Below are 25,562 nucleotides of genomic sequence, written 5' to 3'. Positions count from 1 at the left end.
CTTCGGACAATGAAATTTTAGGACATCGATGATTCGATTATACCTGATTAAATAAACAAATTAATGCCCGATTGGTCCGCTTTGCCTAAATAATATCCGACTCCGCCGATTTTGACGCCGTCGATCAGCTCTTCTTTGGCGATGCCCATCAGGTCCATGGACATCTGGCAGGCGACGATTTCCACGCCTTGGCTTATCGCGGTGTCCATCAGCTCTTCAAGTGAGGATACGTTCCCTTTTTGCATCACGCCGCGAATCATTTTGGCACCCATGCCCATCATGTTCATGCGGGACAATGCCAATTTTCGGCTGCCCCGCGGCATCATCGCGCCGAACATGCGGCCGATAAAGCTTTTGTTTACGGGTACTTTTTCCGGCTTGCGGAGAATGTTAAGACCCCAGAAAGTGAAGAACAAGGTGACCTTCTTTCCGCTGGCTGCAGCCCCATTGGCGATAATAAAGGAGGCGATCGCCTTGTCCAAATCGCCGCTGAACACGACCATTGTCGTGCCCTCCGGCAATGCCGCCGGCTGCTCAGCATTTGCCGCCTCCCCGGCCATCGCGCCGCCCTTGCGCATATATGCTTCGATGATGCCGTTATCGTTTTTGCTGACCCGGAGCATCCGGTGTTTGGACATGTTGGCCCAGGCCTGCACATCCTCGTAGAATCCAGGGTCCGAGGCGGTTACGCGCAAAACTTGGCCTTCTTGAAGCCGGTCCATCGTTTGTTTCACTTGAATGAGCGGACCTGGGCAGCAAAGCCCGCAGGCGTCCAACTCCGCGTCGGAGCGTAGCGGCTCGTTCGCCACAGCTGGTTCATTTGCGGTTTGAAGCGGATTGCTCTCTTTGGCCGCAGCCGCAGCCGCGGCAACTTCCGCTTTCGCCTCCGCCGCGTCGAGACGACCCGGAGGAAGCTGAGCTCCTCCAGGCTCATAGTTAGCCATCCGGTAAAGCTTATAACCGCCGGTCAGGTTGCGGACACGGTATCCTTTTTGCTGGAGGATGCGCGATGCGGTGTACCCGCGAAGACCGACCTGGCAGTACACCCAGATTTCCTTGGCCGGATCGAGTTCGCCGAGTCGGTCCCGCAGCTCATCGACAGGGATTAGCAGTGACCCGGGAATGTGGCCGCCCGCGTGCTCGATTTCGGAACGCACGTCCACAAGCAGCGTCGATTGCTCGTCCCGTGCGGCCAAGTCTTTCGGCACGAAAACGTTCGTGCGCCCGCTGAGCACGTTTTCCGCCGTATAGCCGGCCATGTTCACCGGGTCTTTGGCCGACGAGTAGGGCGGGGCATAAGCCAGCTCAAGTTCCGTTAGATCCGTTACGGTGCCGTGGAAGTGAATGACGGTGGCGATATCGTCGATACGCTTATCGACGCCGTCATACCCGACTGCTTGGGCCCCAAGCAGAGTCCCGTCCGCTTGAAACAGCAGCTTCATCGTGATCGGCGCGGCTCCGGGATAATACGAGGCATGGGAATTTGGATGGACGTAGATGACATGATAGGGAATTCCCAGGCGCTGCAGCGTTTTTTCGTTGTTGCCGGTGGACGCTCCCGTAAGGCCAAACACTTTGATAATCGATGTGCCTTGTGTTCCTTTATAGACCGTACCTAGACCGCATACGTTGTCGGCCGCGATCCGGCCTTGCTTGTTTGCCGGTCCGGCAAGCGGAATCGCGGTTTTGGAGCCGTTCACAAAATCACTAATTTCTATGGCGTCGCCCACCGCATAGACGCCTTCCAGGTTCGTTTCCAGCTTGTCATTTACGATAATATGGCCGCGCGGCCCCAATTCGATTCCGGACTCTTTCAGGAAAGCCGTATCCGGCGCAACCCCGATAGCTAAAATGACGATGTCGCCGGCGAGCGACAGACCGCTTGAGGTGCGGACCACGATTTGCTGTCCCATTTCCTCAAACGAAGTTACGGTTTGCGACATCAGCAGTTTAACGCCGCGATCTTCCAGTTCTTTGGCCAGCACACCCGCCATTTCCGGATCAAAAGGCGAGAGAATCTGCGGCCCGCCTTCGATCAATATAACGTCAAGACCGATTTCCTTCAGGTTTTCGGCCATTTCCACGCCGATAAAACCACCGCCGATGACGATGGCCGAAGCAGCCTGTTCGTCGGCGACCCGCCGCTTGATGCGGTCGGTGTCGGGAATGTTGCGCAGCGTATGAATACGGCTGCTTTCGATGCCGGGCAAATACGGACGAATCGGTTTGGCGCCGGGCGACAAAATCATCGCGTCATAGCTTTCCTCGTATTCACCGCGGTCTTTGCTGCGGACGCGAACGGTCTTGCGGGACGGATCAATGCCGATCACTTCGCTTCCGGTCCGGACGTCGATATTAAACCGTCGGTGCATGGCCTCCGGAGTTTGTACCAGCAGCTTTGAACGGTCTTTGATTGAATCCCCGATATAATAGGGGAGTCCGCAGTTCGCAAATGAAATGTACGAATCTCGTTCGAACATGACGATATGCGCGTCTTCATACAGCCGGCGGAGTCTTGCCGCTGCGGAAGCTCCGCCGGCGACGCCGCCGATGATAAGCACTTTTTTGCTCATTTATTGTTCCTCCTCAAATAAGGTGCGGATCAGTTTTTTTACATGATCGTTGGCGATCCGGTATTTTACTTCCAATCCGCTGCGCTCGGCTTCGACGATGCCCAGGTTGCGCAATTTCTGCAAATGCTGGGAAACGGTAGATTGGGGCAGTTTTAAACATTCCTGCATGTAGGTAACGTTGCAATCTTTTTTGTCCAGCAAGCCCTTAACGATGCATAGGCGAACAGGGTGGGCCAAAGCTTTGAGTATGTCGGCGGCCTCCTGGTAGGCCTTGAAGTTGTTGTCCATCAATGCGCACCACCTCGCGTTTTTATATGTATCATTATATCGCAATATTACGATATAACAATATTAGATTTATTTGAAGGAGAATTCCGGAAAAGTGATGGAGGGGTTTAATTGTTTGCGCGAAGTTCTATCACACCTATGCTTCTTGTGGCTCATGGCGCTGAAGGAGAGCGATCTCGGGGGGCAAAATGATCTCTTGGGCAATCCGTATCCCGAGCGATTATCGGCCCGGGAAGAAGACGGCTTTTTTAAAGTGGAGGCTAGGGCCGTGTTAAAAGAAGAGGGTTCAAGCTTTCTTAAATCGGCTGCGTTTCCAAAGATAAAGTCCGCTTAAAAATGGGGGGAATCGTCAGATACGTATGGATAGAGGCAGACGGGGGAAGTGTAATTCCATCGCTGCCTCTTCTCCAGAATCAGCCCGTCATCCTACTTCGGCAGCTTGGCGGCCGCGGAGCTGATCGTTTGCGAAATTTTCTTCTCCCATTCGTATACTTTTTGTTGAGAGGCGTGAATTTTGCTTGTCTGATCATACGCCTCCTTCAGGCCGCTTACGGCCCCGATTGCGTCACCAAGCTTAACGCTTGCTCTATAACGCTTGTTTGCGGCCGTAACCGATTTTTTTGCCGCGGCCATCGTTTTATTTTCCGCGGAGATCTGTTTCTTAAATGTTTGCACCGGGGCCAGCGCCTCCTTCACGATTTTGGCTTTGGCGCTGGCCGCTTTTTTGGCGGCTGTCAGCGCGTCTTTTTTGGCTTTGATTTCCGCTTTGGCCGATGTGACCGAGGGCTTGAGTTTGTTGCGTTTTAATTTAAGCAAATCGGCGCTTTTCGTATTTTTGGCTTTGCCCGCGGCGGTAATCTGCTTGCCGAGATTGGAATACTGCTCGAGCAGCGAAGCGTGTTTGCGCTGGACCGTTTCGGCTTCGGCGGACAAGCGGCTGATCAGCGTCTTGTCGATCGCTTTCACTTTGGCGTTCACCGCCTTCAACTCTGTGTTATTTTTCTTGCGAAGCTCAGTGATCGATGCCCTTTCCTGCTTAACGACGGCCTGCACCGCGGTGAGTCCGTCGTAAACGGCGTCGATGCCGGACCAAGCCGCTTCCCAGGAATCGGCTGCCCGAACTTGCACGCTCCCCAAAAACATAAATGGCAGGATCATGATCACAAGCAGCAGGCTACGCATTTGTTTCCGCATTTTCATACTTCGTCAGCTCCCTAACCTTTTTTAATCATCACCAGGCACGCAAAAAAGCACCTCCAAGAAAGGCAGTAAATGCCTGTCTTGCGAGGTGCTTCACTCGCGGAACCTAATTCGATTTGGTGTATTTACTATAACCTTCCAGACGGAGATTGTCAACCTTTTCTTGCGAACGAATGTTCTTAAAACATGGCTATTGGCCGAGACGGAACTTATATCAGCCAGATTGAGGCCGATTTGGAATCGACTCGGATCGAGGTGACATACTAACCCTAAACAGGGAAGGCTGGTGTACATAACATGCTGCTGCACGCACACCTGAAACGTTTGTTGACCGTCATTGGCGTTTGTTTGTTAACGATAAGCTGCCATAAGCAGGAGGCTCCGCAAGAGCAAGATTTGCTTCGCATCCAAACCGCCGCAGAGCGGCAAGCCGTTCCGAAAAAGATCATTTTTTTTATGGTCGATTCCCTGATGGCGCAAGCGATTGACCGCGGGATCCGGCAAAATGAGCTTCCGACCTTTCGCTATTTCATTGAACACGGGCAGTATTTCAAAGATATGGTCAGTTCTTTTCCAACGATGTCCGTAAGCATAGACAGCTCCTTGCTAACCGGAACCTACCCCGACGGGCATCACTTGCCCGGATTAACCTGGTATCCGCAAGACGGCGATAAAGTGATCGGCTACGGCTCCGGGCCGTTCGAGGTGCTGCGGCGGGGGACGAGACAGGTGCTGACCGACGCGCTCGTTAATATGAACGGGCGGGATTTAAATCCTGCAGTGCCGACGATTTACGAAGTTCTGCAGCAGCGGGGCGTGACCACCGGTTCGGTAAACGGCCTGATTTACCGCGGACTTGCGGAGCACCGTTTAACGCTGCCGGATCCGGTTACCGCGATCACCTCTTTGCCCAAGGAACTAACGGTTAAGGGACCGGATTTTTTGACGTTTGGGGCATTGTCGAACCCGCTGGCGGGAAAGCTCTCTTTACCCGTAGGTCCGGCGGACCTAATGGGCTATAACGATCGCTACGTCGTTGAAACCGTCAAATATTTGATCCGGTCGAAGCAACTGCCTGATTTCTTGTACGTTTATTTACCGGAGCTCGATGGAAAGGTGCATAAACACGGCCCGGCGGACTTAAGCGGAATCAGGGACACGGATCGCGAGCTGCGATCTATGCTGGAGGCCTTCGGAAGCTTGGAGCAAGCGCTTAAGGAGTGTGTCATCATTATAGCCGGAGACAACGGGATGGATAAGGTGCTGCCGAAGGATCAAGCTGCGGCGATAGATCTGCCCAAGCTGCTAAGCCGTTTTGAAGTGCTGCCCGCAGGCGAAACCGTATCGCCTGCAACCGAGATTGCTTTAGGCGTCAACGACATGATGGCTTATGTCTACAGTTTAAAGCCGGAGGCGGATTTAAAGGAGATCGCCGATGTCCTAAGAGCGGATAAGCGGATCGATACGGTAGCTTGGGAGGAGAACGGCCGGACGGTCGTTTATCAGGGCGGTTCGGCAAAAACGCTGAAATTCCGGCAGGGAGGGGAGCTGATAGATCCTTACGGACAGACTTGGATAGTGGAGGGCGACGAGGATATCCTCGATCTGAAACGGATGGACTTAGGCTCAGGGAAATCCCGGCTTACCTATGGAAAATATCCCGATGCGCTAAAGCGGCTGCAGGGCGCGCTAAACTCTCACGAAGGCCGTTTTCTGGTCGTTACCGCAAAACCGGGGTATGAGCTGACGGAAGCCGGCTCGCCGACGCATCCCGGCGGCGGAGCTCACGGCGGACTTGATCAAGCGGCCTCGCTGGTGCCGTTGATCAGTTGCGGGACGGACAAACAGCCGGAGCATTTGCGGATCATTGATTTGAAGTCCTTTTTGGTGGAACTGTCGGGTCAAAGAGAACGCAGCCGCCAGCGTTAAGGGAAGCCCGCAAGCTGTAAAGCCTGCCGCACCTCGTCAACGATATGCTTTCCTGAGCGGCGAAGTCTGCTATAATAGGGAAGATCAAATCAATGGTTACGGGGTGTGTTATAGATGAAAAAATATCTGGACTTGTTGGAGGATGTATTGAAGAACGGCACGCCAAAGGAGGACCGGACCGGGGTAGGGACTCTCTCCGTTTTCGGCAGACAGCTGCGCTTTGATTTAAGCGAAGGGTTTCCGCTGGTGACGACAAAACGCATCCATTTGAAATCGGTTGTCCATGAGCTGCTGTGGTTTTTAAAGGGCGACACGAATATCGCATATTTGAAAGAGAACGGTGTCAGCATTTGGGACGAGTGGGCCGACGAGAACGGCGATCTTGGGCCGGTGTACGGCTCGCAATGGCGTTCCTGGGAAACGCCGGACGGGCGGAAGATCGACCAAATTGCCGCTGTGATCGAGGCGATCAAGAAAAACCCGGATTCGCGGCGCCATTTGGTGAGTGCCTGGAATGTGGCAGAGGTCGATCGGATGAAGCTGCCGCCATGCCATTTTGTGTTCCAGTTTTACGTGGCGAACGGAAAGCTGTCCTGCATGCTGACGATGCGCTCCGTGGACACGTTCCTCGGGCTGCCTTTCAACATTGCCAGCTATTCGCTGCTGACGCATATGGTGGCCCAGCAATGCGGTTTGGAAGTAGGCGAGTTCATCTGGTCCGGCGGGGACGTGCACATTTACAGCAACCATCTGGAGCAGGTCAAAACTCAACTGGAGCGTGAGCCGTTCCCGCTGCCGAAGCTGGTGATCAAACGCAAGCCGGACTCGATTTTCGACTATGTTTACGAAGATTTCGAATTCGTCGGCTACCAGCATCATCCGGCGATCAAGGCACCGGTGGCCATATAGACAGGGAGGCAGGATACGTATGAGTATAACGCTGATCTGGGCGATGGCCCAAAATGGAGTGATCGGCCGCAACAATCAGCTGCCTTGGCGATTGCCGGCGGACCTGAAATTTTTCAAAGCGCAGACGATGGGCAAAACGATGATTATGGGCCGGAAAACCTGGGAATCGATGGGGAGCAAACCGCTGCCGGGCCGCCATAGCGTCGTGCTGACGCAGGATACGTCCTACCGGGCCGAGGGAGCCGATATCGTGCATACCCTCGAAGAGGCGCTGCGTTACGAAAAGGAAGGCGAAGAGCTGATGGTGATCGGCGGCGCAGGCGTATTCCGGTTCTTCTTGCCTGTCGCCGACAAGCTGCTCGTGACACGCATCGACGAGGACATCGAAGGGGATGTGTTTTTCCCCTCCCTAAACTGGGAGGATTTTGATTTAGTGCATGAGGAGCAGGGGATTCGTGATGACAAGAATCCTTATGATTACCGTTTTTTGACTTACGAACGCCGCAAGTGATGTGAAGAATAATGCAAATTATCATATGATTAATCCATTAATATCGTTTCCCCCGGGTGCTAACATCAAGATACACTGACACGGAGAGTTAAAAAGTCCGCATTGATCAGTTTCAGGCTGTGAATAGCGGGCTTTTTCAAGTCATAGCATCACTAGACAAGAACACGGATGGGGGAACGTATAGATGTCTACACCAACAGGATTCATGGAGTTCAAACGCGAGCTTCCGGGGGATCGCAGCCCGTCCGAACGGGTTCGGGACTGGGAAGAATTCCATAAACATATGTCCGAGGAAGAGCTGCAGACGCAAGGCGCCCGCTGCATGGACTGCGGCACGCCATATTGCCATACGGGCATCGACATGGCCGGCGGCACTTCGGGATGCCCGGTGCATAATTTGATCCCGGAATGGAATAACCTCGTTTATCGCGGTTTGTGGAAGGAAGCGCTGGAGCGTTTGCACAAAACGAACAATTTTCCGGAATTTACGGGCCGTATTTGCCCCGCGCCTTGCGAAGGCTCCTGCACCGTCGGCCTGATCGGACAGCCCGTCACGATCAAAACGATCGAGCAGGCGATTATCGACAAAGGTTTTGAGGAAGGCTGGGTCGTTCCCGAACCTCCGGAGAAGCGGACAGGCCGCAGAGTCGCCGTCGTCGGTTCCGGCCCGGCCGGACTGGCCTGCGCCGCGCAGCTCAACAAAGCGGGCCATGATGTGACCGTATATGAACGTTCGGACCGCATCGGCGGTCTGCTGATGTACGGCATTCCGACGATGAAGCTCGACAAGGCGGTCGTGCAGCGCCGCGTTGATTTGCTGGCTGCGGAAGGCGTGAAATTCGTCACCAACACGGAGATCGGCAAAGACATCAAGGCGAAGCAGCTTGTCGACGAATACGACGCGGTCGTACTGTGCGGCGGCGCTACGAAACCGCGCGAATTCAACATCGAAGGCAGCGATTTGAACGGTGTGCATTACGCGATGCCGTTTTTGAACGGCACGATCAAGAGCTATCTGGATTCGGGGCTGCAGGACGGACAGTATTTGTCCGCCAAAGACAAGGACGTTATCGTGATCGGCGGCGGGGACACGGGTTCCGACTGCGTCGCCACGGCGCTGCGCCACGGCTGCCGCAGCATCACCCAGTTCGGCACGCACGCCAAAGCGCCGCTGGAACGCGATCCGATCAACAACCCTTGGCCGCAGTTTCCAAATGTATATACCCTTGATTATGCGCAGGAGGAAGCCAAGGCGATATTCGGCAGCGACCCGCGCGAGTTCTCGATCATGACGACGCGGTTCGTCGGCGATGAGAACGGCAGCTTGAAGGAGCTGCACACGGTGCAAATCCGCCGTACCGTTGACGAAACCGGCCGTAAAATCTATGAGCCGATTCCGGGGACGGAACGGGTATTCCCGGCGCAATTGGCGCTGATCGCCATCGGCTTCGACGGTCCGGAATCGACGATTATAGATGAGCTGGGGCTGGAAAAAGACCGCCGCACAAATGTGAAGGCGAAATACGGCCAATTCAAGACGAGCGTGGATAAGGTGTTTGCCGCCGGAGACATGCGCCGCGGACAAAGCCTGGTCGTCTGGGCGATCAACGAAGGCCGGGCGGCCGCCCGCGAGGTCGATAAATATCTGATGGGCTCGACCGTATTGGTGTAGCATTCGTTTAAAACGTCATTCTATTAACCTCAAAAGTTGTGATATAATAGTAAAAGCTTACAAGAGCTGCGCGAAGCGCGGCTCTTTTTTAGGTGCTGCCCGTTTCTTGTGTGGTGCGCGCTGAAATAACGGTAAAAAGTGTCGCTATCAGTGGAGAAATCGCCCTTTTTAACGGCTTAAGGGAATTTTATGGCGTTATTTTTGAAGCTAATCGGAAATAAAGGCTTTTTAAAGATGCGGCCGAAGAAATAAGGACATTAAATTCCTCTATTTTATGCGGATGTGGCCAAAACAGTAAAGTAACGTCATAAAATGCCGTTAACTCCCGATACCGGAGGGAATCATCCCACCGCACGCTTCGCTTATGATTTATGGTTGAATGGGCAAAAGTCAAGGTAGGGACACCTGTAGAAAAAGAGACGGAAAGACAGAGAAAGAGGGACGTTCAAGCATGAAAACGCTCGTGATTGCCGAGAAACCGGATATGGGGCGGACGATCGCCGCCGTTATCGAACCGAAAGCGAAAAACAATCGATCCTATCTGGAAGGGGAACGGTACATCATCACGTGGGCGATCGGCCATCTGCTCGAACTTGCCGAACCAGACGCCTATGACGACAAGTATAAACGATGGAATTTCGGCGATTTGCCGATCATGCCGGAACGGTTTAAAATCGTGCCGAACCCAAGAACGAAAGATCAATTGAAGACGATCGGCGAGCTGGCCAAACGCTGCGGCCAAATCGTCAACGCGTGCGACGCCGCGCGCGAGGGGCAGTATATTTTCGCTTTGATCCAGCAGCAGCTCCGTTTGTCCCAGCCGGTCAAACGGCTGTGGATCTCCGATTTGACCAGCGAAAGCATCGCCAAGGGCTTCGCGGAGCTGCATGAGGCCGCGGAGTTTGAAAATTTGACGCTCGCCGCCAGGGCGCGCAGTGAGGCCGATTGGCTGATCGGCATGAACGCTACGCGAGCGTTCACAACCAAGCATCGGGAGCTGCTGTCCGTCGGCCGGGTACAAACTCCGGTGCTGGCGCTCATCTATGACCGGCAGAAAGAGATTGAAAATTTCGATTCCCTGACGTATTACGAAATCAAGGCGGAATTTGCGCAGGACACCCGCAAGTACGCCGGAACTTGGCAAGGGGAGCGGCTGACCGACGCGGATAAAGCGAAGGCCATCGCCGATAAAGTGCGGGGAAAAGCCGGACGCATCGCCGAATACGAAGTCAAAGAAACGAAAGAATATCCGTACAAGCTGTACGATCTGACGCTGCTGCAGCGGGAAGCCAACGCCAAATACGGCTATTCCGCCAAAAAAACGCTCGATCTGGCGCAGGCGCTGTACGAGCGCCATAAAGTCATTTCTTATCCGCGGACAAGCTCCAACTATGTGACGGAACAAAATATCGACGGGATGCACAAAGTTTTTCATATGCTTAAATCGACGCCGTATCAAACGCTGGCCGAAGGCGGCAATCCGAAGCTGGTGCATGTGGGCAACAAATCCGTGTGCAATCCAGCGCGCGTGGAAGATCACCATGCGATATTGCCCACGCTAAAACGGCCGGGCAATTTAAGCAAAGAGGAGCAAAACGTATACGACCTCGTCGTCCGCCGGTTCCTTGCGCATTTTTATCCGCCGGCCGAGTACAAGCAGCATACCGTGTTGACCGAGGTGGAGGGAGAGACGTTCAAAACGAACGTAAAAGAGCTGCTTTCCCTGGGTTGGAAAGTGTGCCTCCCCGGCGACGAGGCCTCTAAACCGGGCGGACGCGGCAAGAAAAAGGACGAAGAGGAAGAAGCCGAGGAACTGGTCAGCGAGCCGTTTCAAATCGACCGGAACCAGCCGGTCCAATGTACGGAGGCCCAGGCCAAAGAGAAAGCGACCCAGCCGCCGAAGCATTATACCGAGGGGACGCTGCTTAAAGCGATGGAAAGTGCGGGAAAGCAGCTTGAAAACGAGGAGCTGCGCGAAGCGATGAAGGATGCCGGGCTCGGCACGCCGGCCACGCGGGCGGCGACGATTGAGCGGCTCAAAAAAGTCGGCTACATCACGATGCAAGGCAAAAGGATCACCGTCACGCAAAAAGGCCGGACGGCCGTGGAGCTGATCCGCCGCGCCGGCGTCGAGCTGCTGACTTCTCCGGAAATGACCGGCCAATGGGAGAGACGGCTGTACCAAATTTCCCGCGGGGAAGCGACTCCGGACAAGTTCATGGACAATGTGCGGCGGTTTACGGTGTCGATCATCGAAAAGGTGCGGACGCAGCAAAAAGCGGACGCTGCCTTGTTCGGCACGGCGGACGGAGACAAACCAGCGGGACGCGGGCGCGGAAAAACCGCGAAAGCCGGCCCGACGGGCCGTCCCGCCAAAGGAGCGGCCGGCTCGGCCAGCGCGGCGGCTTCGCCAGGCTCCGCAGCCAAGCCAGCGGCTGGCCCGGGGCTGCAGGCGCTCGCCCCTTGCCCGCGGGAAGGCTGCGGCGGCCAGATCATCGAAGGCCGCAAAGGCTACGGCTGCACGCATTACAAGCAGGGCTGCGGCTTCGTCATTTGGAAAGAGTTTGCCGGAAAGAAAATTTCCGCTTCCATGCTAAATGCGCTTCTGACCAAAGGCCAGACCCAGCTGTTAACCTTTAAGCGGGCAGGCGGAGAGATTAAGGGGCGGATCGCCCTGGTCGACCGTTCAACCGGAAAGCTTGAGCTTCTGCACGCCGAGCCGTCAGAAGCATCATCCAACTAAATCCTGACTTCTATCTTTCGGTCTAATCGCACCCTTGCGGTTGGGCCGGTTTATTCTGGATTTTGCCCAGAAATACATCCCCATTCCCAACATGCTGAACAATCCTCCAATGAATTGGGAAAAAGTTAGGATTTTTTGCGAACAGTACTATGGAAAAGAATTATGTTCTTCCCTTTACCAATTCTTTATTTTTGTCTCTAGTAATCAAGCCAGACGTGAAATGGCAACTTGAAATGATAGGGATGCTCTGGGATATAAAGAAAATGTTTGAACAAAAAAATCCTGGGGGTGGGAATATAAGGTTTCCATGAAAACCGTGCAGTTCTGGTTCACGATGATATCCAATATTACGCTTTCTTCCGAGGAATCGCCTAAATATTCAAACAACAGCAAGAAAGAATTCAATTAATGATCAGTTATATCCATCAGAACTACGCCGACAGCATCACTTTACCGGAAATTGCCGAAGCCGCGCATCTGAGTGTCTCTGAGTGCAACCGCAGTTTCAAGAAAACACTGCATACGACTCCTTATGACTATTTAATTAAATATCGCATCAAAAAAAGCACCGAATTATTGGTTGATACGGACTGTACGATTTCAGAAATAGCCCGTAGAGTGGGTTTCAACCATGCCAATCATTTCATTCAGTCCTTCAAAAAGCATTATAGAAAAACACCCAAGGAATACCGCAAATCCAAAAGCACAATACATAACGAGAGGTAGAACCATGTCAAAAACAATTCTGATTGTCGAAGATAAGCTTCTTTTACGGGAAATTATCAAAGATTACTTCCTTAATGAAGGATACAAGGTATTGGAGGCGGGTGACGGGAAAGAGGCGCTGGCATTGTTCGGACAGCATAAAGTCCAATTGATCATTCTCGACATCATGCTGCCTGAATTGGACGGCTGGGCGGTGTGCCGGCGGGTCCGCAAGGTGTCGGACGTTCCGGTCATCATGCTGACGGCCCGTTCGGACGAGGACGATACCTTGCTCGGCTTCGAGCTGGGCGCGGACGATTACGTCGTCAAGCCGTGCAGCCCGCCTGTTTTGCTGGCCCGGGCCAAACGTTTTCTGGAACCTCGCCATATGCCCGGGCAAGAAAAGGACACTTTGGGTGGGGCCGGGATCGCGCTGCACCTGCCTTCCCGCTCAGTAACGATTGACGGGGCAGACTGCAGTCTAACGTACACGGAATTCGAAATTTTAGCGTACCTCACGAAAAACAAAGGGACGATCGTGACTCGGGAGCAATTGATGGCGAAAATATGGGGATACGATTTTCCCGGCGATGAACGGACGATCAACAGCCATATGCGCAATTTGCGGGCGAAATTGGGCGACAAGGCCCAATGCATCGTGACCGTGGTACGCGCCGGGTACAAATTTGAGGATCGGCCATGTTAAAAGGAATCGTCCTCAAGCTGTTTTTGCTGACGACGGCGCTTTGCCTATTTCTCGTTGCAATGATTTTCGCCGCGCAAACCGTGTTTTTCAAACAATTTTATATGCATCAAAAAGTGTCGGACGTCAAGGCCGCCGTTCAAACGTTCAAGCAGGACTACATGAAAACGGGCGGGAAACCAAACGCCGCGGCCGAACTGGAGCAGAAATTTTACCGGGAGCATAACATCTGGATCGCGGCGTTGGACGAAATGGGGTATCTGCAGTACTCCGCCGATTTTGAGATGGAGGTCCGGCTGGAACAGGCTGAAGGTTTCCCTGACCTTGACGGCCAAACGCTGACGATTCCGCTTTACACTGTGGCGAATGTGGACGATTTTAGCGCCGACAATCCGCTGTACGCTTTCGGCGGTACCTGGGTCCAGGAAGGCCAGCCGATCGCGATCGAGGGTCTTATGATGAAGGGGCGCCTGATTCCGCAGCGGATGGCCAGGGGCGTTTCCGGCTTAAGAGAGGAAAACCGTCTGGAAAATACGCTGCTGGCCAATAAGGAATACGAGGTTGTCCCGCGCTTTGAGAGCCCGGTGCAATATCATGAAAAATATCCTTCGGCGCTGGTCCAGGGGACGATCACGAAACTTGCGCTGCCGGAAGGAGCCGGCGTCTCCCGTTATACGAACCGTTTGTTTCTGGAGCGGGTCAAAGCTTTTCAGGCGGACCTGCTGTACGGTGATTTCGCCGTTGACGGAAACGGCGAGGTGATGAATTTTGCGGAAAACGATGTGAACTATAAGTTGTTCGTGGAGCGTATCCAGGATCGGGAAGGCAAGTCCTCTTATATCTTCGCGCTGACGTCGCTTCAACCCGTCAGCGAAGCCGCAGCGGTGATGCAAAATTATTACGTTTATATTGTAATCGCCGCATTGCTGCTCGCGGTGCTGGCCTCGCTATACTTTTCCACCCGGATTGCCCGGCCTTTGCTGCGCATCAACCGGACCACGCAAAAAATCGCCCGCCTCGATTTCTCCGAGAAGCTGCCGGTGAGCGGCAAGGATGAAGTGGGACAACTGTCCGCCAGCATCAACGAGCTGTCCGAGCGGTTAAATTCTCATATTCTGCAGCTGGAGCGGGACATTGAGAAGGAAAAGCAATTGGAGCACACGCGGAAGGAGTTTATCGCCGGAGTGTCGCATGAGCTGAAAACTCCGCTGAGCGTCATCCAAAGCTGTTTGGCCGTACTCAAGGACGGGGTGGCCGGCCATAAGCGGGACTATTATTTTGCGGCGATGGAAGAAGAAGTAAACGGCATGATCTTATCAATCGCGGATATGCTGGAGCTGGCGAAATACGAGTCGGGCACGTACAAAATGCAGCAGGAACCGTTTGAAATCGGCCATGCGATCGAGCGGGTTTGCGGTAAACTGGCCCCGGAGCTCGCGGACAAGCGGCTGCGGCTGTCGACTCGAATGGCGCAGGCCGAAGTCGTGGCCAACCGGCACCGCATTGAGCAGGTTTTGGTCAATTTCCTGACCAACGCGATTCGTTATACGCCGGTAGGGGAATCCATCCTCGTCACGGCTGCCGAAGAGGCGGATTCCGTAAAGGTGAGCGTGGAGAACCGCGGTGTTCATATCCCGGAGGCGCAGTTGGAAAAGGTGTGGGATCGCTTTTACCGCGGGGAGCCTTCCCGAAATCCTTCGACCGGCGGAACTGGGCTGGGCCTGGCGATCGCCAAAAAAATATTGGAGCTGCACGGTCTGCCCTTTGGCGTGGCGAATACGGCGGATGGGGTTTTATTTTACTTTTATTTGCGCAAACAAGCGTAGAGCTTCGGTTCTGCGCTTTTTTAACTTATATTGATTTGATCTGCACCTGGTCTGCATTTCTCTCAACTATCCTATCAAGGTGCGAAAGAAAAACAACCTGAGAGGAATGTGAACGAAAATGAGAAAGACGCTCTGTATTTTGTTGGCCGGGATCGCTTTAATATCGCTTGCGGCGTGCGGACAACAAGAAGGAGAGCCACACCCGGCTTCCGGCAATCCGGTTTCAGCCGGACAGGCGCAAGTGGAGATTTCCGCGGATGCAGCGCAAGCCACGCTCGCTTCGCGGTTTCAAAGCAGCGTATTTCTGGGGGATTCCATCACGGAAGGCTTGTCGTATCATGATGTGCTGGATGAAGAGAACGTACTGGCCGGTGCGGGAAAAACAGCGGAATTCGCGATGGAGGATCTCGACGAACTGATGCGGAGAAATCCCGAGCATATTTTTATCCAGTTGGGTTCGGATGACATCCTCTGGCCGACGGATAACCCGCAGGAATACGCGGTTAAGCATTACACCGCCTTGATCGAAGCGATCAAAAATAAGCTTCCGCAGGCCGACATTACGGTTTTGTCGGTAACTCCCGTTACGGATGAGGCGCGGGAGAAAGAGCCCCGCTACCAAAACATCTCCGATTTTAATGAGAAACTGAAAGAGATGGCCGCCAAGGAGCAAGCCGCGTTTGTCGATTTGACCCCGATTCTCGCGGATCATCCGGAGCTGTACGATACGGACGGCATTCACTTTAGGCAGGGGTTCTATACGCTAATGCTGGACGCTTTGAAGGGCCGAGTGGAGTGACGGCGGCCATGTACTTCCGTCCCCGCCGATCCAGCGAGGCAGGGGGGATGAGTGTTGGTATTTAGCAGTCTGATCTTCCTGTTTTATTTTTTGCCGGCTACGATACTTATCTACTATTTGTCGCCCCAACGGTTTCGAAACGGTGTCCTGCTCGGGGCAAGCCTGGTATTTTACGCTTGGGGGGAGCCGTTATATATTTTCATCATGATCTTTTCGACCGTGTTCGACTATGCCAATGGCTTGCTGATCGAGAAGTACCGGGAGCGCAAAGCGCTCGCCCGGGCGATCTTTATCGGCTCCATTGCAGGCAATTTAGGGCTGTTGTGCTTTTTCAAATACGCCGGATTTGCCATCGACAACTTGAAACGGTTGTTGCATTTAGGCTTGCCTGCGGCCGATCTTCCGCTGCCGGTGGGCATCTCCTTCTATACGTTCCAAACGATGTCTTATGTCATCGACGTCTATCGCGGCAAAGTGCCTGCGCAGCGCAGTCCGATCGCTTTTGGCGCTTACGTGGCGATGTTCCCGCAGCTTGTGGCCGGTCCGATCGTCAAATACGGCGACATCGCCCGGCAATTAGTTTCCCGCCGCATGACGCTTGGCCGGTTTGGCGCGGGAGCGGAATTGTTTATCCGCGGTCTCGCCAAAAAAGTGCTGCTGGCCAACAATATCGGCCTGCTGTGGGCGAATGTCAAAGCGGCGCCGCCGGGGGAGCTGAGCGTGCTTTCCGCCTGGCTCGGGATTGCGGCGTTTGCCCTGCAAATTTACTTCGATTTCAGCGGATATTCCGATATGGCCCGCGGTCTCGGAAAAATGTTCGGGTTTGAATTTATGAAAAACTTCAATTATCCGTATATATCCCGGAGCATCACGGAATTTTGGCGCAGATGGCATATTTCCCTGGGCTCCTGGTTCCGGGAGTATGTCTACATTCCGCTCGGCGGCAACCGGCAAGGCCTGCCCAAGCAGCTGCGCAACCTGCTTGCGGTGTGGTTTTTAACCGGATTGTGGCATGGAGCGAGCTGGAATTTTATCGTCTGGGGTCTTTATTTCGGCTGCCTGGTTACGTTCGAAAAGCTGTTTTTGCTAAAAGGGCTGCACCGGCTCCCGCGTTTTGCCGGACACGTCTATACGCTGGCGGCTGTTATCATCGGCTGGGTGTTTTTCGAATACGAAAACCTGGGGATCGCTGCCCATTTTCTCGGAACGATGTTCGGGTTCGGCGCGCATGGCCTTGCCGATCGTCAGGCGCTTTACGATCTGTCCGCCTATTCCGGCTGGCTGATCCTGCTCATGTTATGCGCAACGCCGTTACCGCGCCTTCTGCTGCTGCGTTTCCGGAGGAGACGGGGGCATTGGGGCAGCGCCGCGGCTTTGGGTACGCACCTGCTGCTGTTGTTTTTATCCACGGCGTATTTAGTCAATGAAACCTATAATCCGTTTTTATATTTTCGTTTTTAGTGTCAGGAAGGGAGGCGGCGAAACCTGAAATGGTATAAACAAGCCATGGCTGTTCTGCTGCTGGCATTTATATGCGCCTTGCCGGCTCTGGAGATTCTAACGCCGGACCGCGAATTCTCCGCAGCGGAAAACCGGATGCTCGAGCCAAGGCCGGATCTTTCGCTGCAGCATTTGGCTTCGGGGAAGTTTATGGCCAATTACGAGAAGTACATGTCCGACCAATTTCCTTTCCGGGATTTCTGGGTTGGCGCGAAATCCGATACGGCCCGGGCGATGGGGCAAAAGGAAAACGGCGGGGTTTACCTGGGCAAAGACGGTTACCTGATTCAGCGGTTCTCTCCGCCGGCAGTAGGGGAGGTGGAGGAGAACGCGGAGGCGATCCGAACGTTTATTTCCGCGGCGCCGGGCCTGCACACCTACGTAATGCTGGCACCTACCTCCATAACACTGAACGAGGACAAGCTTCCGGCATTCGCTCCGGCCGGCAGCGAGCTTGCCTTTTTGGACAAAATGCGGAATGCGCTCAGCCGCTTCGCGCGCTTTGTCGACGTCTACCCGGCGCTGTACGACAAACGCCATGAGTATCTTTACTACAAGACGGACCACCACTGGACGACCTTGGGCGCTTATTACGCATACCGGGAGTTATGCAGGCAAATGGGGATGACCCCCCAAGAAGCGGAAGATTTCGAGATCTGGCAGGCCGCGGATGATTTCTACGGATCGCTGTATTCGCAGAGCGGCTTCAGGCATTTACGGCCTGATCGAATCGCTCTTTGGCTGCCAAAGGAGAAAGAGAACGAAACAGTTGAATATGTCGACGAAGAGCAGACTACCAATTCTCTGTATGCGTTGGAGAACTTAAGCAAGAAGGACAAATATGCAGTCTTTTTGAACGGCAACCATGCGCTGGTAAAAATCACGTCGCCGGCTCATCCGGCGGGAAAAAAGCTGCTGGTCGTGAAGGACTCGTATGCCAACAGCTTGATTCCTTTTTTGACGGGGCATTTCAGCGAGATTTATGTTGTGGACCTGCGGTATTATGACGGCGATTTGCTTGCGCTAATACGGGAACGGGAGATTGATGACATGCTGGTGCTTTATAATATCAATACGTTTTTTGCGGATCCGTCCATTAAGAACTTATCGGAGATGATAAAATGAATAGATATATGCAGGGAACAAAAACGTTCGTGTTCGGTTCCACTCTGCTGGCGCTTATCGTCATGACCGGCATTTTGGCGGGGTGCGCCGAAAGGGAAAAGGGAACCGGGAACCTGACGGCGGCCGATGTGGGCGAGCGAATCGAACAATCGGTTAACTTGGAGAGTATGGAGCAAAGGGATATGAAAAAGCTGCAAAAGCTGTATCATATCTCCGGCGAAGAGGTCGCGGATTTTGTGCTCTATACGGCGTCATCGAACGTGGAAGCGGACGAATTGCTGATCGTCCGGCTTAAGGACGAAAGCGAAGCGGACCGCGTCATGGCGAAAATCGAGGAAAGAATTGCCGCGCAAACCGCCAAATTTAAAGACTATCGTCCGGAACAATATTTTTTGCTCGAAAAGCATGTGCTAAAGACGAAAGGGCCGTTTATCCTATTTGCGGTCTCGGCCGGGGTTGACCAAATGGAGCAGGCTTTCGACGCGGTGACGGACACCTGAGGACAATAAGGCACAGGAGAGTGATATTCCTTGCTCTGCCAAAAATAACGGTAAAAAAGGGGCTTATTTTGGAAAATCCGCGACTATAGGAAAAATAAGGGACTTTTTTGGCTTTACTTTGGGGTGGAGGCGAAAAAAAGCATGGGATTATAAGGTTCCCAAGGGAAATAAGGACATTTTGTTCCTCTATTAAATCGAAAAAACACAATTCGCCCAAATAAGGGCTAAAATTACCTTTATTTTGGTGGGGGATCAGGGACCCGGTGGGTGAGACTCGTTTCCGAACAACAAAACGGACCTTGTTATAGGGTCCGTTTTTGCCGTTTCATCTGATGGATGTGATCAAAAATAATCCGTGGCACTTCCTCGAGCGAGGACACCGTATGCATGTTCGAATTGCTCTCCTGCTGCAGCTCAACGATGTTATACAGCCATTCATTTGGGATTTTGATGTAAACGGCGTTGATTCCGGCGGATAAGGCGGGCATTACATCGGTGCGCAGACTGTTCCCGATCATCCAGGTGCTGGTCCGGTCGAAGAAACGGGAACGTAAAATTTCCTCGAGCGCTTCCGCGTTTTTGTGCTGGCGGATGTATATGCGGTCCTCGAAGAACTCGGCCAGCTTCATCTGTTCGATTTTCCGCTGCTGGATAGCGGTCTCGCCTCCGGTGTACAACAAAAGCTCATGCCCCTGGCTGCGCAGCAGATTCAGCGTTTCGACCATGCCGGGGTAAGGCTCGACCGGATGCTCGTAGACGCTGAGCCCCAGCTTCATCAGCCGTTGTTCTTCTTCCGGCAGCGCCTTGCGGCCGTAGATACGGCAAAAATAGCGGTACGTTTCGACGAGCGATTCCGGAAAATGGGAGCTGGAAAATCCGATTTGGTGCACGCCGGCCACATCGATTTCGGTCTGTTTGTCGCGGATTTCCGCGGCGGTGACCGGATTCCCTTTAAACCAATCGACGAGTAGCTCGGCGAATTGCTCCAGGATCAAATCGAAATATTTATTGCAATGAATCAAGGTATCGTCGAGATCAAAAATAAGGTGTTGCCGCTTGGTCCGCGTGTTCACAGCAGGTCACTCCTTTATCCAAGTAAAACTTTCTCTGTTGCCGCCTGCATTACAAACGGATATAAGACTCCAGGAAAATTTGCAGCTCGGCGGCGCCGTCCGGGCGGATGCTGAATTTTTCGATATCCTGGTCGACCAAGTGGATGCGCAGCAGCCCGGCCACCCGAAGCCGCATGAGGTCATGCATCAAATCCTCTTTGCTTTCGTTTAAGTCATGCAGCATTTCGTAGATCGATTTCGGTTCGTCCGCCACATAGCGGAGAAGCCGCAGCCGCTCCGGCTTGGCGAGCGCCCGGGTCAACCGCTTTAACACGACCGGCGGCTCGTCCTCGTCGACTTCCGGGATGTCCAGCGGATATTGAATGAACAGGACATCGCGGTAGAAGACGTATGTATTGATCGGCCGGAAATGGGTGGACGGCGTGAGAACCACTTGGGAGACCGGTCTTTGCGGCTCCAGCACGAGACCGCCGGAAGCGTATTCGATCAGCGCGTCGGTGTCCATTTTTTTCAGGAGCGCGTTTTTCTCCGCCGCGTCTTCTTCCAGAAGAGGGAGCAGTTGCGGCTCTACGTCGCGGAAATAAACCTGGTGCCACGTTTTTAACAAAGGGATGTAATTGTCGCGAATTCTAACGATTGCCTCACAAGTCACATCGGGAATATAGGATTTTGTTTTCTGCCATAGCGCGTTTGCTTCGGCTTCGGCCGTTTCGTTCAAAAAGGAAAGAACGTCATCCGCCTTTCCGCGTTCCAGAACCCAAACGTACAACACGTCGTAATCGGAAAAGGGGTAGCCGGCGGCTTCCGCGAACCGTTGCCGGACCTCCGGATTGAAGCGGTTCTGAATCTCCTCGATCCATTCCGCTCCGACATCGAGATTGTTCACCCATTTCCGCGTCGTATATATCATAAAGCTGCTGAGCAGTTCGTAGACCAGAGAGTAATCTACCTTCACATCATAAGCCATGACAAGATACCTCCCAGAAATCTTTGCATACAAATTCATTATGGCTTGTTTGACGGGGGATTGTCTACTATAATGTTTAAGGATTCATGAACAAATCAGCAAAACGGCAGGACATCGTCAATGATTATTGGCGATTTTTTCTTTTTCCCTGCCTTCCATTTTAATCCGGAAAGCAGCGCCGGTCAAAAAATCGGCAAATATGAACATGCTGTAATGGATTTTCGCCGGCTTTTCCAATACACTTAAAGGTAGAGAAAAAAAGCGGTTGGCATCGTAAAAAAGGAGAATCGGACCCATGATCAGAGTGAACCACTTGCACAAATCGGTGGATGGAAATAAGAAAAAAGTGCTCCGCGACATTACCGTTCAGTTTGAAGGCGGGGAAATGATCGGCGTGGTCGGGCCCAGCGGCAGCGGCAAAAGCATTTTGCTGCGCTGTTTAGCGCTGCGGGAGCGCTGGAACCGCGGGGATTATACGTGGGACGGCGACCAGGTGATCAGCGGCGGTGGCGGCGGTTCGCAAAAGTACCGCTCCAAATGCGCTTACCTGGAGCAAAACCCTTCGCTGTTTCCCGAAAAAACGGCGCTTAAAAACGTCCTGATCGGACAGGCCGGGCAAACGCCGCTGCTTCGCCGCCTGACCGGTATGGTGCGTTCGGACGATTATATGGGCGCGATGGACGAGCTGGAGAAGTTCGGCCTGCTGGACAAAGCCCACGTGAAAGCCGGCAAGCTGAGCGGCGGCGAACGCCAGCGCGTGGCCATATGCCGGGCGCTCGTGCACGGCGCTGGGTTTATCGCGGCGGACGAACCGGCCGTCGGGCTGGATCCGAAGTCGGCCGAGCGCGTATTGAACACGCTGAAGGCCCTTTGCAAGGAGCAGGGCAAAATCGTCGTGGCGGCGCTGCCGCTGGACTTGGCGGAACGCTTCTGCACCCGTATCTGGGGCATACGCGATGGAGAGCTTAAAATCGACGTTTCCGGAAGAAGGCTGCTGCCGGAAGAGAAAAGGCTGATCGATTTGGCATGAAAAGAGTGATATGATGTTGGCAAAACGATGGTGCACCGTTATTGCTGGATTTTTTTTACTAATGGTGTTAAGCGGCTGCAGTTTTATCAGCGACCCGAAATCGCTGATGCAAACGCCGCAGTTGTCCTCGGATAAGGCGTCCCTGATCAGCGTCATCAAATCGGAGCTGAAAGGGGGAGAAATCATCTCGCCCCGGGATGTGCGCAACAGCAGCTCGATCCGCACTCCCGACCTGAACAACGACGGGGTCAAGGAGGCGGTGGTGTTCTACCAAACGCCGGATGAAGCCGTGCGGATTCACGGGATGATTCTGGAGCGCGAGAAGGATACCTGGGCGCTGAAAGCCCGCTTTGACGGTGAAGGCCAGGAATTGGAGACGTTTGACGTGCTGGATTTGACCGGAGACGGGAACCTGGAGATTATCGCCGGCTTCTCCAATGGAGGCGATGGACTGCAAAAGGGATTAACCGTATATTCCTACCATGAGGGAGCCGTTGAAAAAATGATGGCTTTGCCGTACGACTATTTCATGGTCGACGATCTCAATCAGGACGGTCAACCGGATATCACGGTGGTGAGCTTGAAGCGCCAGCAGTTCGCCACGGTGACGGCTTACCAGTATGCGGACGGATCCTTTCAGCAGCTCAGCCAACTGGAGCTGAACGATCCGGTCAGCGATTATTACAACGCGGTCAGCGGGAATATTACCCCAAAACTCAAAGGGATCATTCTCGACGCGTCCGTCGGGACTCATTCGGCTTTCTCCACCATCATCGTCATGAAGGACGGCCAGTTCGTGAATCTGCTTCCGTCGCAGGATATGACGCTGAAGGGTTATCCGATTATGAGCGGAGACGTGAATAACGACGGCGTGCTGGAAGTCGGCATGCTCGAGAAGCCGAAGGGCTGGGAATACATCTCTTTTGATGAAATCCCCTGGCTGTTTACCTATTACCAATGGGATGAAAAAGACGGTCTGAAATCCGTGATGCAGCAGTATATGGATATGGCGGGCCGCTTTTATTTCAATTTTCCGAAGGAATGGCGCGGCAATGTGACGATCGATACCAAATCGGATAAAAACGAGCATCTTTGGTTTGTCAAAACCGACACGAACGAGGTGGTGGCGGAAATTCGTTTCTTTACGCTTTCCGAGTGGGAGAAGAACAAAGCGGATTGGCAGTTCCTGGCGCAGGATACCGACAGAGTGATCGGCTTCCTTAGCCATACGGATTTGAAGGTGAATAAAGGCGAGACGGAAATCAAACGTTAAGCCGTTTTCGGATAGAGAGGGAGGTCTTACCATTGAGCAAGGTATTGATTTTGGAGGATGAAGAATCCATCCGCAGCTTTATCGTCATCAATTTGAAGCGGAACGGGTTCGAGGTGCTGGAGGCGGCGGAAGGCCACGAAGCGCTGAGCAAGCTGCAGAGCGTGCCGGATATCGACATCGCGCTGCTCGACGTGATGGTTCCGGGGATTGACGGGTTTGAGGTGTGCCGCCGGATCCGCGAGACCAACGAACGGATCGGGATTATTTTCCTGACCGCCAAAGTGCAGGAACAGGACAAAGTATACGCCTTGTCCGTCGGAGCCGACGATCACGTCAGCAAACCGTTCAGCCCGACCGAGCTGATCGCGCGGATCCATTCGCTGCTGCGCCGGGTTAACGTATACCGGGAGAGCAGCGCTAAAGTCATGTTTACGTCGGGGCCGTTTACGCTGGATTTGATTTCCAAGCAGTTTAAGAAAAACGGGCAGTTGATCGAACTGACGCCTACGGAATTTTCGCTCATTCAGTATTTCCTCGAGAAGGAGAATATGCCGCTGAGCCGGGATTCTCTGCTTGACCACGTCTGGGGCAAGGAATACATGGGCGATCCGAAAATCGTGGACGTAAATATCCGCAGGCTGCGGCAAAAAATCGAAAGCAATCCGTCCGAACCGGCTTTCCTGCAGACCGTGTGGGGGCACGGTTATAAGTGGAAAGGCGAGGGACAATGATCAAGAAAGGGATCGGACGGCAAATCGTTCTGCATTACTTTATCGTTGTATTCGTGACGCTGTTTATGGTCGAAATTATTTTCACGGTAGCCATCCGATCGTATTATTACGATACGATTTACAACCATATGGCCAACCATTCCAAATGGGCCTCGGATTTTTTCCAACAATTCGTGCGTCTGAACTCCGAACGCGATCCCGATTATTTTACCGAGATGCTGCGCACTTTTGAGCTGGACAATACCGAATTGATGATTTTGGACCGTAACGGAGAAGTCAAAGCGAGCACCAACGCCTTCCAGGCGGACAAAGCGATCCAGACGGGCGATGTCCCGCAAGCGCTGGCCGGCAGCGTAGGGAAATGGATCGGCCGGCAGCCGAGCACCGGCGAAGCGGTGATGGCGGTCTCGCGCCCGCTGCAGATTCAAGGCCAAACGCAGTATATCGCCCGGTTTGTCACATCGCTCGAGCGCGTTAATTCCAAGCTGCTGAACCTGACCTTTTTATCCATCGGGGTAGCTGCCGCCGTGCTTGCGCTTGTGACGCTGTTCAGCATCGGGCTCGCCAACTCGATCGTTAAGCCCATTAACAATATTCGCGACGTATCCGCGCAAATGGCACGGGGCAAATTCGACGCCAGGATCAGGGGCAACTACAAATACGAGCTGGGCGAACTGGCGGCAACGCTCAATTATATGGCGGAAGAAATCGTACGCAGCAATCAGATCAAGGACGAGTTCATATCTTCGATCTCGCACGAGCTCAGAACGCCGCTGACCGGCATTAAAGGGTGGAGCGAAACGCTCACGTCCGGGGGCTTCGATCCGGAAGAAACGAAGCTCGGAATGGGGATCATCGCCAAGGAGACCAACCGGTTAATCGGGCTGGTCGAGGAAATTCTCGATTTTTCCAAGCTGCAGCAAAATGAAATGAAGCTGGTCATCGGGCACGTCAATTTAAAAGAGCTGATTCAGGAAACGATGCTTAACGTATGGGCCAAAGCGGAACAGAAGCAAATCCAGCTGAAGCTGGAGGAACGTACCGACAGGACCGTCATCGTCAGCGGGGACGGCAATCGGCTTAAGCAAGTATTCCTGAATATCGTCGATAATGCGATTAAATTTTCCCATGAGCAGAGCTGGATTCACCTGGTGATCAGCGTAAAAGAGGACGGCCGGGCGATGGTGGAAGTGGTCGATACCGGGATCGGCATCAGCGAGGAGTATTTGCACAAAGTGAAGGACCGCTTCTTCCAGGTCAACCACCAGGGAGGCGGAACCGGGCTGGGCCTGGCCATCAGCCAGCAGATCGTGGAGCTGCATCATGGGGTGATGGAGATTCACAGCGAGCTCGGCGTCGGCACAACCGTGGCGGTGACGCTTCCCGTAGCCGAAGACGCGGAAGCATCGGACGTTACCGCTTCCGCCGCGCCGGAAGACGAATCGTCTGCAGACGGTGAAGCGGGCCGTTCGCTCGCCGCGGAAAACGATGATCAGGCTTGACCG

General features: G+C 53.5%; 22 protein-coding genes. 17 read left to right on the top strand and 5 right to left on the bottom strand.

Translation table 11 applies throughout. The annotated features are described in order from the left end of the window. Positions 1–47: 47 nt before the first annotated feature. Together DYE26_RS06670 and DYE26_RS06665 are read right to left on the bottom strand one after the other, a co-directional pair. Positions 48–2,573, bottom strand: a complete 2,526-nt coding sequence (locus DYE26_RS06670; protein WP_036623092.1) for a DsrE/DsrF/DrsH-like family protein — start codon at positions 2,571–2,573, stop codon at positions 48–50. Beyond that, positions 2,574–2,861 carry an ArsR/SmtB family transcription factor gene (locus tag DYE26_RS06665; protein WP_036623091.1) on the bottom strand — a complete coding sequence of 96 codons (288 nt, stop codon included), beginning with the start codon at positions 2,859–2,861 and terminating at the stop codon, positions 2,574–2,576. A gap of 94 nt (positions 2,862–2,955) precedes the next feature. On the opposite strand from DYE26_RS06665, the gene DYE26_RS06660 reads away from it, so the two are divergent. Next, positions 2,956–3,195, top strand: coding sequence for a hypothetical protein (locus DYE26_RS06660; protein WP_124332149.1), 240 nt, complete (start codon positions 2,956–2,958; stop codon positions 3,193–3,195). Between the two features lie 92 nt (positions 3,196–3,287). On the opposite strand, the gene DYE26_RS06655 is transcribed toward DYE26_RS06660, so the two are convergent. Further along, positions 3,288–4,061, bottom strand: coding sequence for a hypothetical protein (locus DYE26_RS06655; protein ID WP_036623088.1), 774 nt, complete (start codon positions 4,059–4,061; stop codon positions 3,288–3,290). 297 nt (positions 4,062–4,358) lie between these two features. Between DYE26_RS06655 and DYE26_RS06650 the strand changes: the two genes are divergently transcribed. The 12 genes from DYE26_RS06650 (at position 4,359) to DYE26_RS06595 (ending at position 18,983) form a co-directional block, all read left to right on the top strand. Next, positions 4,359–5,990 (top strand): alkaline phosphatase family protein, encoded by a 1,632-nt coding sequence (locus tag DYE26_RS06650; RefSeq protein WP_036623087.1) that lies wholly within the window; start codon positions 4,359–4,361, stop codon positions 5,988–5,990. A gap of 114 nt (positions 5,991–6,104) precedes the next feature. Further along, a complete protein-coding gene (thyA, locus tag DYE26_RS06645; RefSeq protein WP_036623085.1) occupies positions 6,105–6,899 on the top strand; it encodes a thymidylate synthase in 795 nt (264 codons plus the stop codon). A gap of 19 nt (positions 6,900–6,918) precedes the next feature. Beyond that, the gene (locus tag DYE26_RS06640) at positions 6,919–7,410 is read left to right on the top strand and encodes a dihydrofolate reductase (protein ID WP_036623084.1); all 492 of its coding nucleotides are present in this window, start codon (positions 6,919–6,921) and stop codon (positions 7,408–7,410) included. 184 nt (positions 7,411–7,594) lie between these two features. Further along, entirely contained in the window at positions 7,595–9,082 is a 1,488-nt protein-coding gene (locus DYE26_RS06635) for a glutamate synthase subunit beta (protein ID WP_036623082.1), read from the top strand. A 451-nt stretch (positions 9,083–9,533) separates the two neighbouring features. After that, the gene (locus DYE26_RS06630) at positions 9,534–11,825 is read left to right on the top strand and encodes a type IA DNA topoisomerase (RefSeq protein WP_036623080.1); all 2,292 of its coding nucleotides are present in this window, start codon (positions 9,534–9,536) and stop codon (positions 11,823–11,825) included. 408 nt (positions 11,826–12,233) lie between these two features. Next, complete coding sequence (locus tag DYE26_RS34780) at positions 12,234–12,551, top strand: helix-turn-helix transcriptional regulator (protein ID WP_051985450.1); 318 nt, start codon at positions 12,234–12,236, stop codon at positions 12,549–12,551. A gap of 4 nt (positions 12,552–12,555) precedes the next feature. Further along, a complete protein-coding gene (locus DYE26_RS06620; RefSeq protein ID WP_036623079.1) occupies positions 12,556–13,236 on the top strand; it encodes a response regulator transcription factor in 681 nt (226 codons plus the stop codon). Next, entirely contained in the window at positions 13,230–15,059 is a 1,830-nt protein-coding gene (locus DYE26_RS06615; protein WP_036623077.1) for a sensor histidine kinase, read from the top strand. The genes DYE26_RS06620 and DYE26_RS06615 overlap by 7 nt, the downstream gene beginning before the upstream one ends. Positions 15,060–15,177: 118 nt before the next feature. Continuing rightward, positions 15,178–15,858: a GDSL-type esterase/lipase family protein gene (locus DYE26_RS06610; protein ID WP_036623075.1), complete on the top strand. Its 681-nt coding sequence runs from the start codon at positions 15,178–15,180 to the stop codon at positions 15,856–15,858. Between the two features lie 54 nt (positions 15,859–15,912). After that, positions 15,913–17,319, top strand: a complete 1,407-nt coding sequence (locus DYE26_RS06605; RefSeq protein ID WP_036623074.1) for an MBOAT family O-acyltransferase — start codon at positions 15,913–15,915, stop codon at positions 17,317–17,319. A gap of 45 nt (positions 17,320–17,364) precedes the next feature. Continuing rightward, positions 17,365–18,483 carry a DHHW family protein gene (locus DYE26_RS06600; RefSeq protein ID WP_036623073.1) on the top strand — a complete coding sequence of 373 codons (1,119 nt, stop codon included), beginning with the start codon at positions 17,365–17,367 and terminating at the stop codon, positions 18,481–18,483. Further along, positions 18,480–18,983: a DUF4358 domain-containing protein gene (locus DYE26_RS06595; RefSeq protein ID WP_082207776.1), complete on the top strand. Its 504-nt coding sequence runs from the start codon at positions 18,480–18,482 to the stop codon at positions 18,981–18,983. Before DYE26_RS06600 ends, DYE26_RS06595 begins: the two co-directional genes overlap by 4 nt. Positions 18,984–19,285: 302 nt before the next feature. Here DYE26_RS06595 and DYE26_RS06590 read toward each other — a convergent pair whose 3' ends face one another. Together DYE26_RS06590 and DYE26_RS06585 are read right to left on the bottom strand one after the other, a co-directional pair. Beyond that, the gene (locus DYE26_RS06590; RefSeq protein WP_036623071.1) at positions 19,286–20,056 is read right to left on the bottom strand and encodes an HAD family hydrolase; all 771 of its coding nucleotides are present in this window, start codon (positions 20,054–20,056) and stop codon (positions 19,286–19,288) included. A gap of 49 nt (positions 20,057–20,105) precedes the next feature. Next, a complete protein-coding gene (locus DYE26_RS06585) occupies positions 20,106–21,023 on the bottom strand; it encodes an ArsR family transcriptional regulator (RefSeq protein WP_036623070.1) in 918 nt (305 codons plus the stop codon). Between the two features lie 295 nt (positions 21,024–21,318). On the opposite strand from DYE26_RS06585, the gene DYE26_RS06575 reads away from it, so the two are divergent. From DYE26_RS06575 to DYE26_RS06560, 4 genes are read left to right on the top strand one after another with little or no spacing between them, the layout of a single operon-like run. Beyond that, complete coding sequence (locus DYE26_RS06575; protein WP_036623067.1) at positions 21,319–22,053, top strand: phosphonate ABC transporter ATP-binding protein; 735 nt, start codon at positions 21,319–21,321, stop codon at positions 22,051–22,053. A 16-nt stretch (positions 22,054–22,069) separates the two neighbouring features. Further along, on the top strand, positions 22,070–23,326 hold the full coding sequence (locus DYE26_RS06570; protein ID WP_240534135.1) for a hypothetical protein: 1,257 nt from the start codon (positions 22,070–22,072) through the stop codon (positions 23,324–23,326). Positions 23,327–23,358: 32 nt separating this feature from the next. Then, entirely contained in the window at positions 23,359–24,057 is a 699-nt protein-coding gene (locus tag DYE26_RS06565) for a response regulator transcription factor (protein WP_036623064.1), read from the top strand. Beyond that, a complete protein-coding gene (locus tag DYE26_RS06560; RefSeq protein WP_051985449.1) occupies positions 24,054–25,559 on the top strand; it encodes a sensor histidine kinase in 1,506 nt (501 codons plus the stop codon). Before DYE26_RS06565 ends, DYE26_RS06560 begins: the two co-directional genes overlap by 4 nt. Positions 25,560–25,562: the final 3 nt, after the last annotated feature.

The sequence above is a fragment of the Paenibacillus macerans genome, from assembly GCF_900454495.1.
Lineage (GTDB): Bacteria > Bacillota > Bacilli > Paenibacillales > Paenibacillaceae > Fontibacillus > Fontibacillus macerans.
The sequence above is the reverse complement of the archived record's forward strand: the minus strand, read 5'-3'. Positions and strand labels throughout refer to the sequence as shown.